The sequence below is a fragment of the Collinsella sp. An7 genome, from assembly GCF_002159335.1.
GTDB lineage: Bacteria > Actinomycetota > Coriobacteriia > Coriobacteriales > Coriobacteriaceae > Coprousia.
Genome location: NZ_NFHP01000007.1, coordinates 17,130 through 29,708, shown reverse-complemented (window position 1 = coordinate 29,708; position 12,579 = coordinate 17,130). Strand labels below are relative to the sequence as shown.

Sequence of the window (12,579 nt, the reverse complement as noted above, 5' to 3'; positions counted from 1 at the left end):
ATCTTAAAACCTAATGATTTGGTACCTTGCGATTTGTTCTCAAGGGGAGTAGACTGCTTTCGCTCAAGAGAAACGGGAGGAGAGAGAGGAGTGAAACGAATGCAGGAATCCCATGCTGATCAGCCGGAAACGTCGCAGGTAGCGGGCGCTTCTGATGCCGCAGCTGACGCCAGCGCCGCGCCCGAGGCTGCCCCCGCCAGCGACGCCGTCCTCACTGCGGACGATCTCGCCAAGGAGCTGCTGCACGGCCTCGGCTTCTGCGGACACTACATGCACTTCCACGGCGGAGGCATGTCCGGGCGAGCGCCTATCATCTGCTTCATCGCCAAGCGCGGTGGGGACGTGTCGCAGCAGGAGCTCGGTGCGAGCTTTGAGCTCAAGCCCGGGTCGCTGTCGGAGGTGCTCAACAAGATGGAGGTCGCTGGCCTCATCGAACGCGAGCGCAATCCGGAGGATCGCCGGCAGCTTACCATCCGCCTGACCGAGGCGGGGGTGGAGCAGGCGCGCTTAGAGCAGGAGAGCCGTACGCGCTTTAGGAGCGAGGCGTTCACCTGCCTGACCGATGCCGAGAAGCTCGAGTTGCTCGGTATGCTCCGCCGCATTCGTACCAGATGGGAGGAACTAGATGCTTAAAACTCTCATGGCAAGCATCCGTGAGTATAAGAAGGCGGCTATCGCCACGCCGCTCATCGTGTCGGGCGAGGTCGTCATGGAGGTGGCGATCCCGTTCGTGACCGCCCAGCTCATCAACGCCATTCAGGCGGGCGCGACGGTGGCCGATATGCTTCCGTACGCGGGGATCCTCGTCGCGATGGCGCTCGCGTCGCTCGCCTTTGGCATCGGCGCCGGCCTGACCTGCTCCGAGGCCAGCTGCGGCTTTGCCAAGAACCTGCGCCACGACGTGTTCGCCGCCGTCCAGCGCTTCAGCTTCGCCAACATCGACCAGTTCTCGAGCTCTTCGCTCGTGACGCGCCTCACAACCGACATCATGAACGTGCAGCTCGCCTACATGATGATTATCCGCACCGCTATCCGCTGCCCCATGCTGCTGCTCGCCGGCATCATCATGGGCTTTGTGATGGGCGGCCCCATGGCAATCGTGTACGTCATCGTGGTCCCGATCCTGGGCTTTGGCCTCTATAAGGTCGTGCGCACCGTGCACCCGATCTTCCGCGCCGTCTTCCACAAGTACGACGCGCTGAACGAGTCGATCGAGGAGAACGTCACCGGCATGCGTGACGTCAAGAGCTACGTGCGCCAAGATTTTGAGAAAGAGAAGTTCGGCCGTGCGGCGCAGGACGTCTGCCGCGACTTCACCAAGGCAGAGAAGATCCTCGCTCTCAACACGCCCATGATGAACCTCGCCGTGTTCACCGTATTCGCCGTGGTGATCCAGTTCGGCAGCTACCTCATCGTCTCCACGCACGGCGTGGCCCTAAACGTCGGTCAGTTCTCGGCGCTCACCACCTACGGCTTCATGATTCTCATGGCCCTTATGATGGTGTCGATGGTCTTTGCCATGATCACCATGGCGCAGGAGTCCGCCGAGCGCATCGTTGAGGTCATCGAGACCGTGCCCACCATCAAGAACCCGGAGAACCCGGTCACCGAGATGGCGGACGGCGCCATTGACTTCAACGGCGTGACCTTCAAGTATTCCGAGAAGGCCGAGAACGCGGCCCTGACCGACATCGACCTGCATATCGCAAGCGGTGAGACCATCGGCATCATGGGCGGAACCGGTTCGGCAAAGACCTCGCTCGTGAACCTCATCAGCCGCCTCTACGATGTGACCGAGGGCTCGGTCAAAGTGGGCGGCGTGGACGTGCGCGACTACGACCTCGAGTTCCTGCGCAACAACGTGGCTGTCGTGCTGCAGAAAAACGTACTGTTCTCGGGCACCATTAAGGAAAACCTGCGCTGGGGCGACCCGGATGCCTCCTACGACGAGCTCGTCGAGGTCTGCAAGCTCGCGCAGGCAGACGAGTTCATTCAGGGCTTCCCGCAGAAGTACGACACCTACATCGAGCAGGGCGGCACCAACGTCTCCGGCGGTCAGAAGCAGCGCCTCTGCATCGCGCGTGCCCTGCTCAAGCACCCCAAGGTCCTCATCCTGGACGACTCGACGTCTGCCGTCGATACCAAGACCGATGCGCTCATTCGCGAGGGTTTGGCGCAGTACCTGCCCGAGACCACCAAGATCATCATCGCGCAGCGCACGAGCTCCGTGGAGCACGCCGACCGCATCCTCGTGCTCGACAATGGCCGCATCGCCGGTCTCGGCACGCACGACGAGCTGATGGAGAGCTGTGATATCTACCGCGAGACCTACATCTCGCAGAACCGCACCAGCGAGGATATCGAGGGCACCGAGGCGCCCGCCTTGGATGTCCCGGCAACGGAAGGGGGTGTCGCCGATGAGCGGTAAGAGGAAGGATGCCGGGCTCACGCCCGAGGAGCGCGCCGCGCTTGAGCCGATGGGAAGCAAAGCCTCCGGCGGCGATGACAACTCCTACCCCGCGCCGCAGAAGCGCGACCCGCGCGTTATTGATGAGAACGATACACGTCAAAACGTCGCAGGCCGCCGCGCCATGCCCAAAAAGAAGGGCGCGGGTGTGCGGCTAAAGACGCTTGTGCGCACCATCAAGACGCTCTTCTCGTTCTATCCCAAGATGCTGCCGCTCGTGCTCGTGTGCATCGTGATCTCGGGTATTCTGGGGACGCTCCCCGCCACGTTTATGCAGCGTGCGCTTGAGATCGTGACCGCGGTGTGGCAGACGGGCGATTGGGCGAGCGTGTCTGGGCAGATTACTACGCTCACGCTCACGCTTATCGGCATGTACTGCGTGATTCTCGTGCTCAACTTCAGCTACACCCGTATGATGGCCATCATCACGCAGGGCTCGCTCGAGAAGTTCCGCGAGCGGCTCTTCGACCATATGCAGGACCTGCCCATCAGCTACTTCGATACGCACCAGCGCGGCGATATCATGAGCCACTACACCAACGATATCGATACGCTGCGTCAGATGATCGGGCAGTCGCTACCCAACATCACGCTCACCATCGTCACCATCTGCTCGGTGACCTGCGTTATGGTCTACTACAGCCTATGGCTCTTCTTGGTGGTGTTTGCCGGCGTGCTCTTCATGGCCTACATGACCAAGGTGCTCGGCGGTCGCTCTGCGCGCAACTTTGTGGCGCAGCAGAAGGAGATCGGTGTCGTCGAGGGCCACGTCGAGGAGATCATGAACGGCCAGCGCGTCGTGAAGGTCTTCTGCCACGAGCAGGCGGCGCAGGAGGACTTTGACGTGCGCAACGAGGCACTCTTCCGCGCGTCGCGCGCCGCAAACATGTACACCAACACGCTCGGCCCCATCCTTATGAACCTCGGCAACCTGCTCTATGTGGTGGTGGCGCTCATGGGCGGCGTGTTTATCGCCTACCAGGTGCCTAACGTCTCGCTTTCGGGCCTGCCGCTCACCATCGCCGTGGCGGTGCCGTTCCTTAACATGACCAAGCAGTTTGCCGGCCAGATCGGTCAGATCTCGCAACAGATCAACGCCGTGGTCATGGGCCTCGCGGGTGCCGAGCGCCTGTTTGAGCTTATGGACGAGGAGCCCGAGCACGATGAGGGCTACGTTACGCTCGTCAACACCAAGATGCAGAACGGCGAGCTCGTGGAGACCACGAAGCGCACCGGCCGTTGGGCGTGGAAGTGGCCGCATCACGACGGCACCGTCGAACTCGTGCCGCTTGAGGGCGACGTGCGCCTCTACGACGTGGACTTTGGCTACAAGCCGGGCCACACGGTGCTGCACGACATCTCGGTCTGGGCGAAGCCGGGCCAGAAGATCGCCTTCGTGGGCGCGACGGGCGCCGGCAAGACCACGATCACGAACCTCATCAACCGCTTCTACGACATTCAGGACGGCAAGATCCGCTACGACGGCATCAACGTCAACAAGATCCGCAAGGATGACCTCCGCCGTTCGCTCGGTATGGTGCTGCAGGACGTGAACCTCTTTACCGGCACCGTGATGGACAACATCCGCTACGGCCGTCTCGACGCTACGGACGAGGAGTGCATCGCCGCCGCCAAGCTCGCGGGCGCGCACGGCTTCATCGAGCGCCTGCCCGAGGGGTACCAGACGATGCTCACCGACAACGGCTCCAACCTCTCCCAGGGCCAGCGCCAGCTGCTGTCGATCAGCCGCGCCGCGGTGGCCGACCCGCCGGTCATGATCCTCGACGAGGCGACGTCTTCCATCGACACGCGCACCGAGGCCATCGTGCAGCGCGGTATGGACGCCCTCATGAACGGCCGCACGACTTTTGTGATTGCGCACCGACTCTCGACCGTCCGCAACTCTGACGCGATCATCGTGCTCGACCACGGTCGCATTATCGAGCGCGGCAGCCATGACGAGCTGATCGCCAAGCGCGGTACGTACTACCAGCTCTACACCGGAGCGTTTGAGCTGGAGTAACCGCTTGCTACATGCTGCTGGGCTGCGGTCTGGCGGGGTGGACGGGGGCGCTGCACGGTTGTGCGGCGCCTCCTTTTCTTGTGTCGCGGTGTTCGTTCCCGGACGTAGGGGAGGCCCCGGGCGTCTCTCGGCGCTCGGCGGCCTGCGGCCTCGCTTCGCGACTCGCACCGCGAGACGCCCGAGGCTTCCCCTGCGCGCCGTGGGTTGGAGGGGCGGCAGAGCGTGCGGGGCCGGCTGGGCCGTTCCCGGGCGCCGCGCTTTCCCGCTAGACCGAGAATGCCCAGAGGTTGTTGCATTGGCTGAGTACGCGCTCGATGTCCCAGGTTTGGGCGCTCCGCTCGGGGCTGTTGGGGTCGTGGACGATGAGCTCGCCGTTCTTGGCCAGGCCGGCGAGCACGATAAAGTGGCCCGTGGTCGTAAAGTCGCCGGGGCGCACGCTCGCGATGACGGGGTGGCCCGCCTCGAGCTCGGCGCGCAGGCGGTCGGCGTCGGCAGGGACCTCGGAGGAGGAGAGGCCGAGCTCGGCGGCGCCTTCGGTCATAAAGGCCCAGGCTGTCATGCCGTCCACGGTGTAGCCGCCCCGCTCGCTCAGTGCGGCCATCTCGGCCGGGCCGTGGTCGGTCTTACCCGTGAGGTCCACGTAGACCATGGCGAGGCACGTAGGGCCGCAGCCGTTCTCGCGGATGGTGCCGCCCGCATACGGCTCATTCGCCCATGTGGGGTCGGTCTGGTAGAGAAACGGCACCTCACCGCGCCGCCAGTCGGAGACCGGGGTCGATGCTGCACCGCCCGAGTCCGCCCCGGTGGCAGCGCCCGCAGCTCCGGCACTCAGCAGTCGTCCGAGCGAGGCGATTGCCGGTGCTCCGAGCGCCACAACGAGCGCGATGCCGAGCGCTGCCACCGCCAGCACAGCGGGGAACCGCCTCCGCCTCGGCGCGGCAAAGATCATCGTAGTGTCGGGTCGGGTTGCGCACCGCCTCGGTGTCGTCCGTCCCTTCCGCCAGATGCGCGTGCCGTAGCTGCTCGTCTCGTAGGTGCTCATGTCCGCCCCCGTCGTATCGTTGCCGTACAGGGCCACGATACGGGTGCTCGCCATAACGGCGCTTGAACGGGTTCCTAAGATTTCGCTAACCGGGGTCTGGCCAGCTGGCGCGCATCGGGGTGACACGCGCCGGGATGCCACGCGCCGCAATCAGACGACCCGGATGCGGTACTCTGCCGTCAATAGCTGTGTCGATTGCTCCCGATGGGGAATAATGGGTGTCAAGCACGAACGACCCGGGGCCGCCGCCCGGCACCTGGAGCGAAAGGACCGCTATGCCTGCGCTGATTACCCATCACCTCTTTGGCGAGGAGAGCATCGATCGCCTACCGCTCGACACCATCACCTCCGAGGACGAGCGCGCCGCGTTTCTCATTGCCAACCAGGGCCCCGACCCGTTCTTCTTCCACGTGCGCTCGCTCAACGCCAAGAACTGCATGGAGCTCGGTCGGAGCATGCACCGCTGCCGCACGACCCGGCAGTTCCAGGCGCTGCACGACGGCGTCCGTCATCTGCACCATCACGATGCGGGCGTTGGGCGCGCCTTTGCGCTGGGCCTTCTCTCGCACTACGCGCTCGACCGCGTGGCGCACCCCTTTGTGTACGCGCAGCAGTGGGGCATCCAGGAGGTCGACCCCTCGCTCGACGCGGCGGGCTCGCAGATCCACGGCATCATCGAGGCCGATCTCGACGTGCTGATGCTCCAGCTCAAGCGCGACGGCGCCACCACGGCCGACTATCCGCCCGAGAGCGAGCTCGTTACCACGGCGCGCATCAACAAGGTGGCCGGCGCGCTCATGAGCTACGTGGCCACGAGCGTCTACGGCCTCCACGTGGGCGCGGCCGAGTACGGCGGTGCCGTGGCCGACATGAAGCTCGCCTATCGCCTGATTGAGCCCGCGGGCTCGCCGCTCTCGTTTACGCTGGGCACCCTCGAGGGGCTCGTCAAGGACTACTCGCTCGTGGCGTCGCTCGCGCACCGCGTAACGACCGAGCCGCCCGCCGGTGCGGGCAACCTGGCGCACCGGGCATGGGAGAATCCCTTTACGCGCGAGGCGTCCAACGAGAGCTTCCCGGAGGTCTTTGAGCGTGCGCTGGTCGATTACGCCGAGCTTGCCGCGCGCTTTATCGACGGCACGGAGCTCGCCGAGCTGACTGGCCACATCAACTACTCAGGTCGTGTGCTCGACGCAAGCGAGGAGTTCGACCGCGAGGAGTAACGGTTCGTTCTGGGACGGGGTTGTTTTGAGCCACGGCGGGCGCCCGCGGCGCCGTCCATGGCTCAAAACAACCCCGTCCCAGAATGAGCCGCGCCCTCCCTGACCAAAACCTGATGCGCGCTTTACCTCTGTTGACGTACCATGAACCGGTATGTACCAACGAGAGGGGACGCGATGAAGTACACCAAGCTCGAACGGAACTGGGTTATGTACGACGTGGGCAACTCGGCCCTCGTGCTGCTCAACACCTCGGTTGTTCCGATCTACTTCGATGCCATCAACACCGCCGCCAACTCGGCCGAGCTCGTCACGGCGTGGGCAAACGCCCAGACCATCGCCTCGCTCGTGGTGGCGCTCCTCATGCCCATTCTGGGGTCCCTCGCCGACTTTGCCGGCAACAAGATCAAGTTCTTCCTTGGGTTCTTCCTTACGGGGCTCGTGCTCTGCTTTGCGCAGGCCATCCCCATGAGCGCCATGCCGTTTCTGGTGCTCTACGTGCTCTGCACCATCGGCCTCAACAGCTCCATGACCTTCTACGACGCCATGCTCCCCGATGTCACCACCGACGAGCGCATGGATGCGGTCTCGAGCTCGGGGTACGCCTGGGGCTACGTGGGCTCGTGCGTGCCGTTTATCGTGTGCATCGCGCTCATCATGCTCGGGCCCTCGGTTTTGGGGCTCAACATGATGCTCGCCACGCGTCTCTCGTTTGTGGTCACGGGCGTCTGGTGGCTCGCCTTTACCATCCCGCTCGTGCGCACCTATCGCCAGCGCTACGGCAAGGAGCTCAAGCCGGGCGAGACCTTTGGCGGCGAGGTTGCCAAGACCTTCCGTGGCCTTGCCGAGACCATGCGCCGCATCGCGCGCAACCGGGCGCTCCTCGTTTACATGGTGGCGTTCTTCTTCTACATCGACGGCGTGCATACGGTCATCTCGATGGCCACCACCTATGGCACCTCGCTCGGCATCGACTCCACGCAGCTCATCTTGGCGCTGCTCGTCACGCAGTTCGTGGCGTTTCCCTCGGCGATTGCCTACGGCAGGCTCGCCGGCCGCTTCGGTACGCTCCGCATGATCATCGTGGCCGTGGTGGCGTACGTGGCGATCGTGCTCTTTGCAGCGTTCTTCCTCCAGACGGCGGTTGAGTTCTGGATCCTCGCCGTCTTGGTGGGCATGTTCCAGGGCGGCATCCAGGCGCTCAGCCGCAGCTACTTTGGCAAACTCATCCCCAAAGTCCACGCTAACGAGTACTACGGGTTCTTTGACATCTTTGGCCGCTACGCCTCTGTTATGGGAACTCTGCTAGTATCTGTCGTGACAGCGCTCACGGGCGATCCTTCTTTAGGAGTGCTTTCCATCGGGATCCTGCTGGTCGTGGGCCTTGTCATGCTCATGAGGCTTGCCCACATCAAGGGTGTCGCCTAAGCGCCATGGGTCATTTGGGGACGTGTTCCATCTGACTCATTGCCGCAAAATGGGTCAGATGGAACACGTCCCCAAATGACCCATGGGCGATGCGCGCTCACCGGCGGTGGGGAGGGCTTATGGGCATCAGTAAAGCCCTCCACAGAACAGAAGGTGAACGCTCAGCATGAAATCCAATCGTATCGCCCAAACGGGCATGATCGCGGCCGTCTACGCCGCGTGCACGCTCATGACCATGCTCTTCTTGGGCAACCTCGCCTGGGGCCCGGTGCAGTTCCGCGTGTCCGAGGCCCTGTGCGCGCTTGCGCTCTTTACACCCAACGCCATCCCCGGGCTCACGCTCGGCTGCGCCATCGCCAACCTCGCTAACATCGCGCTCTCGGGCACGGGGGCCTTGGGGCTCCTCGACGTGGTCTTCGGCTCGGCCGCCACGTGCGCGGGCGCGTTTATCACCTGGAAGCTCCGCCGCCATCCGGTTGTGGCGCTCCTGGGCCCGGTTGTGGCCAACGCCGTCATCGTTCCGGCGTATCTGCCCATCCTCCTCACGGCAACGGGCTTTTACACCATTCCCTTTACGAGCATCTCGCTCGACGGGGCCTATCCCCTCATGTACCTCTTTGGCCTTGTGACCACCGGCGCCGGCGAAGCGGTTATCATGTATGTGCTAGGGTACCCCCTCGCGCGCTCGCTGGCCCGCGCCCCGTACTTTAAGGACGCGTCGCCCTTTGGCGCGGGTGCCGGTCGCGCGGCATAACGGAGCCGCGCCTCTAGACGCCCCGCCCCGGCTCGCCGGCTCGTGCGAGACACCCGCGATACGGTAGGGCAGACGGTGCAGGCGCGGCACCGCCAGACCGGGGCAGGGGAGCGTGAGCACGATGGCACTAAGAGCCGCGATCGTCATCCCGACATACTGGGCGAGTGGGAGCGAGAACCTGCAGTCGCCCGGAGCATACGATCACACCACCGAGCTCGGTGCCGCACGGCCCGAGCTCGAGCGCTGCCTAGCGTCGCTCGAGCAGGTGCGCGATCTGCCGCGCATCATCCTGCTCGTGGTCTGTCCCAAGTCCGCCACCGTGGAGGTGGCGCGCCGCGTGGCCGAGATCGTTCGCAACCATCCGCGCCTTACCATAACGACCGTCACTAACGTCGAGGCGGCCCGCATCGCCGACCGCGTGGGCGACCTCGCCCCCACGGGCACGGGGGAGTGCGTGTCGCTGCGCGGCTACGGTGCCATCCGCAACATGGGCCTCGCCGTTGCTTCGATCTTTGCGCACGACGCGGTGATCTTTCTGGACGACGACGAGGTTGTGCTCGGCCCCGACTTCATGCGCCGCGCGCTCTACGCCCTCGGCCACGAGACCCGCCAAGGGCTCCCCATCCTTGCCAAGTCGGGGTACTTCTTCGACCGGTCGGGCTCGCCCTATGCCGACTCCACCAAGGCCGGGATCACCCATCGCTGGTGGACCAAGCGCTCGGAGTTCAACGCCTGGATGAAACGTGCCCTCTCCGGCACGCGCATCTCGCGCTCCAATTACGTCTGCGGCGGCTGCCTCGCCATTCACGCGCGGGCCTTTGCCCGGGTGGCCTTCGATCCGTTCATTACGCGCGGCGAGGACCTCGACTACCTCTTTAACCTGCGCCTTATGGGGCTCGACATGTGGTTTGACAACGAGTGGGTCGTGCGCCACCTGCCGCCCGAAAGCACCCAGCGCGCGCCGCGCTTTATGCAGGACGTCTATCGCTGGTACTATGAACGGGCGAAGCTCGCCTATGCGAGCCGGCAGAACGACCTCACCGCCGTCACGCCCGCCTCGCTCATGCCCTATCCGGGGCCGTGGGTCTCGGCGGAGCTGGACGACCGGGTGCGCAAGACGGCGCTCGTGCGCGCGCTCTTTACGCGCGAACACCTGGGCTACCTGCGTATCTGGCGCCGTGGCCGCCACGAGGCCGAGCGCTATGCCGCCGCCTACCAAGACGCCTACCTGCGTTTTGCGAGCTTCTGGCCAGGAATCATCGAGGGGCTGTGGAACAACCGCGAGCTCGCCAAGCTGTGGGAGGATGCGTAAGAGATGGCTTCAACCTATCGGGGGCGGCACGCCGCCGACGTGGCGCTCTGGGCGGGGACGGTCGTCTGCGCGCTCATCGTGGCCGTGACGCTGCTCTATCTGCTGGTGGCGCGCGTGGAGTTTACCCTCACCGGCATCGCCACCGTGGCCTTTGCGGTGTTCTTCGTGCTGTTTGTGAGACTTTGCCGCAACCCCGACACCCTGCGCTCGCGCTATACCGAAGAGACGCTCTCGGTTGCCTCCGAGATGCTCGAGAACCTCAAGGACGGCCTCACCGCCGAGGCCGCGACGGCCATTTGCGAGCGCCTCATGCCGCAGACGCGCGCGAGCACCATCGCCATCACCGATACCGAGCGTGTGCTGGCCTGCGTGGGCGACATGGTGGAGGACTTTCCGCCGGGCTCGCCCATCCACACGCGCGCTACGCACTACGTGATCGAGCACGGGCTCGCGCAGTCGTTTATGCACGGGGCGGTGGCCCGGAGCGAGGACGGCAAGCCTCGGCAGATTCCGGCGGGGATCATCGCCCCGCTCAAGGTGGGGGAGCGCACCGAGGGAGCGCTCAAGTTCTACTTCTCGTCGCCGCGGCTCGTCAACCGCACGCAGTACGCGCTGGTCACGGGCTTTGCCGAGCTGCTCTCTACGCAGCTCGCCATCCACGAGCTCGAGCTGCAGGAGGAGCTCACGGCCCGCGCCGAGGTCCGCGCGCTGCAGGCGCAGATCAACCCGCACTTTCTCTTTAACACGCTCAACACCATCGCGTCGTTTACCCGCACCGATCCCATGCGTGCCCGCGAGCTTCTGCGCGAGTTCTCGGCGTTCTACCGTTCCACGCTCGACAACTCCGGATCGCTCATCCCCGTGGAGCGCGAGGTGGCGCAGACCCGGCGCTACCTCACCTTTGAGCAGGCCCGCTTTGGCGAAGACCGCATCCAGGCCACGTTTGAGGTCGACGACGACGTGGCCGACACGCTCGTGCCCGCGTTTTTGATCCAGCCGCTGGTAGAGAACGCCGTGCGGCATGCGCTTTCCGACGAAGGGCCGCTCCACATCGCCGTGCGGGTGCGCGCCGATGCCCCGGAGGACGAGGGCGGGCGAGCCGCGGAGGGCGGCGATGCGACGGGCGTGGACCGGGCTGCCGCGGCGGGCGCGGCCGTCGATGACGCCGATGCGGCCGCCCCGGTGAACGCCGTCGTCATCGAGGTTTCCGACGACGGCGTGGGCATGGACGAGGAGACGGCGGCGCGGCTCTTTGATGCGTCGCTCCCCAAGCCCGACGTGCACGCGCCCCAGGGTAGCGGCGCGGGCGTGGCCATGCACAACATCTCCGAGCGCATCCGCCGCTTCTACGGTCCGCACTCGTTTGCGCGCGTACAGTCGGCCCCCGGCGAGGGCACAACGGTCACGTTGCACCTCAATTTGGTCGACAGCATCTTCGCGCGCGAGGATGGAGTAAAATAACTAATCGTTGCGCACGTGCGCGGTGCACGTTGCCGCTATGACCCCGTGTTCGATGAGGAATCTCGCCTCCGGCGCTAGGGGAACAAGAGACAGGTTCGAAGGGATTTGCGTCTATGCTGCGTGCCATGATTGTCGACGATGAGGCCCCTGCTCGCTCCGAGCTGCGTTTTCTGCTGGAGCAGACGGGCAAGGTTGCCTCTATCATCGAGGCGTCGAGCGTGCGCTCTGCCATCGAGAAGCTCATGGAGAATCGAGTCGACGTCGTCTTCTTGGATATTTCGATGCCGAGTGCCTCGGGTTTGCAGCTGGCCGAGGCGCTGCACAAGCTCAAGAACCCGCCCGCGGTGGTCTTTGTGACCGCCTATAGCGATCACGCCGTGGAGGCGTTTGACGTCGACGCCGTCGATTATCTGCTCAAGCCGGTGGAGGAGGAGCGTCTCGAGCGCGCGCTTGCCAAGGTGGCGGCGCATGTTAAGCCGCAGGCCGAGACCAAGTCGAGCATCGAGCGGATTCCCGTGGAGAAGGGCGGCCGCAAGGTGCTCATCCCCGTCGATCAGATTCGCTACATCATGGCCAAGGACGACTACTCTTGCATCTACACCGACGACGACCGCTTCCTCTCCACCACCTCGCTCGCGCAGTTTGAGGCAAAGCTCGGCGACTTCGGGTTCTTCCGGGTGCATCGCCGTTATATCGTCAACCTCGCCTGCGTGGAGGACGTGGAGACCGTGCCCTCCGGCGCCATCCAGCTGGGCATCACCGGCACCGACGAGCGCGTGCCCGTGAGCCGCCGTCGCGTGGTGCCGCTCAAGAAGGCGCTGAGCCTGTAGGGGCGCTCCCGCGGTTGCCGCCGCCACTTGGCGCCGGCGTTTTGC

At 64.6% G+C, this 12,579-nt stretch carries 10 protein-coding genes; 9 read left to right on the top strand and 1 reads right to left on the bottom strand.

The genetic code is table 11. The annotated features are described in order from the left end of the window. Positions 1–99: 99 nt before the first annotated feature. From B5G20_RS08435 to B5G20_RS08425, 3 genes are all read left to right on the top strand, one after another. Positions 100–633: a MarR family transcriptional regulator gene (locus B5G20_RS08435; protein WP_087356472.1), complete on the top strand. Its 534-nt coding sequence runs from the start codon at positions 100–102 to the stop codon at positions 631–633. Beyond that, the gene (locus B5G20_RS08430) at positions 626–2,428 is read left to right on the top strand and encodes an ABC transporter ATP-binding protein (RefSeq protein WP_087356471.1); all 1,803 of its coding nucleotides are present in this window, start codon (positions 626–628) and stop codon (positions 2,426–2,428) included. The genes B5G20_RS08435 and B5G20_RS08430 overlap by 8 nt, the downstream gene beginning before the upstream one ends. 163 nt (positions 2,429–2,591) lie before the next feature. Then, positions 2,592–4,490 carry an ABC transporter ATP-binding protein gene (locus B5G20_RS08425; protein WP_087356541.1) on the top strand — a complete coding sequence of 633 codons (1,899 nt, stop codon included), beginning with the start codon at positions 2,592–2,594 and terminating at the stop codon, positions 4,488–4,490. A gap of 265 nt (positions 4,491–4,755) precedes the next feature. Here the strand turns inward: B5G20_RS08425 and B5G20_RS08420 are convergent, their stop codons facing one another. After that, positions 4,756–5,586: a C39 family peptidase gene (locus B5G20_RS08420; protein ID WP_239286941.1), complete on the bottom strand. Its 831-nt coding sequence runs from the start codon at positions 5,584–5,586 to the stop codon at positions 4,756–4,758. A gap of 221 nt (positions 5,587–5,807) precedes the next feature. Here B5G20_RS08420 and B5G20_RS08415 point away from each other — a divergent pair, with 221 nt between their 5' ends. The 6 genes from B5G20_RS08415 to B5G20_RS08390 all read left to right on the top strand — a co-directional run bounded on the left by B5G20_RS08415 (position 5,808) and on the right by B5G20_RS08390 (position 12,534). After that, positions 5,808–6,752: a zinc dependent phospholipase C family protein gene (locus tag B5G20_RS08415; protein WP_087356470.1), complete on the top strand. Its 945-nt coding sequence runs from the start codon at positions 5,808–5,810 to the stop codon at positions 6,750–6,752. A gap of 174 nt (positions 6,753–6,926) precedes the next feature. Beyond that, a complete protein-coding gene (locus B5G20_RS08410; RefSeq protein ID WP_087356469.1) occupies positions 6,927–8,177 on the top strand; it encodes an MFS transporter in 1,251 nt (416 codons plus the stop codon). Between the two features lie 166 nt (positions 8,178–8,343). Beyond that, on the top strand, positions 8,344–8,931 hold the full coding sequence (locus B5G20_RS08405) for a QueT transporter family protein (RefSeq protein WP_087356468.1): 588 nt from the start codon (positions 8,344–8,346) through the stop codon (positions 8,929–8,931). 121 nt (positions 8,932–9,052) lie between these two features. Continuing rightward, positions 9,053–10,243, top strand: coding sequence for a glycosyltransferase (locus B5G20_RS08400; protein WP_087356467.1), 1,191 nt, complete (start codon positions 9,053–9,055; stop codon positions 10,241–10,243). A gap of 3 nt (positions 10,244–10,246) precedes the next feature. Next, a complete protein-coding gene (locus B5G20_RS08395; protein WP_087356466.1) occupies positions 10,247–11,704 on the top strand; it encodes a histidine kinase in 1,458 nt (485 codons plus the stop codon). Positions 11,705–11,817: 113 nt separating this feature from the next. Then, complete coding sequence (locus B5G20_RS08390; protein ID WP_087356465.1) at positions 11,818–12,534, top strand: LytTR family DNA-binding domain-containing protein; 717 nt, start codon at positions 11,818–11,820, stop codon at positions 12,532–12,534. The last annotated feature ends 45 nt before the right edge of the window (positions 12,535–12,579 follow it).

Excerpts from the sequence above, each read along its gene's own strand:
- B5G20_RS08435 (WP_087356472.1), top strand. The coding sequence starts at position 100 with ATGCAGGAATCCCATGCTGATCAGCCGGAAACGTCGCAGGTAGCGGGC.
- B5G20_RS08430 (WP_087356471.1), top strand. The coding sequence starts at position 626 with ATGCTTAAAACTCTCATGGCAAGCATCCGTGAGTATAAGAAGGCGGCT.
- B5G20_RS08425 (WP_087356541.1), top strand. The coding sequence starts at position 2,592 with ATGCCCAAAAAGAAGGGCGCGGGTGTGCGGCTAAAGACGCTTGTGCGC.
- B5G20_RS08420 (WP_239286941.1), bottom strand. The coding sequence starts at position 5,586 with ATGGCGAGCACCCGTATCGTGGCCCTGTACGGCAACGATACGACGGGG.
- B5G20_RS08415 (WP_087356470.1), top strand. The coding sequence starts at position 5,808 with ATGCCTGCGCTGATTACCCATCACCTCTTTGGCGAGGAGAGCATCGAT.
- B5G20_RS08410 (WP_087356469.1), top strand. The coding sequence starts at position 6,927 with ATGAAGTACACCAAGCTCGAACGGAACTGGGTTATGTACGACGTGGGC.
- B5G20_RS08405 (WP_087356468.1), top strand. The coding sequence starts at position 8,344 with ATGAAATCCAATCGTATCGCCCAAACGGGCATGATCGCGGCCGTCTAC.
- B5G20_RS08400 (WP_087356467.1), top strand. The coding sequence starts at position 9,053 with ATGGCACTAAGAGCCGCGATCGTCATCCCGACATACTGGGCGAGTGGG.
- B5G20_RS08395 (WP_087356466.1), top strand. The coding sequence starts at position 10,247 with ATGGCTTCAACCTATCGGGGGCGGCACGCCGCCGACGTGGCGCTCTGG.
- B5G20_RS08390 (WP_087356465.1), top strand. The coding sequence starts at position 11,818 with ATGCTGCGTGCCATGATTGTCGACGATGAGGCCCCTGCTCGCTCCGAG.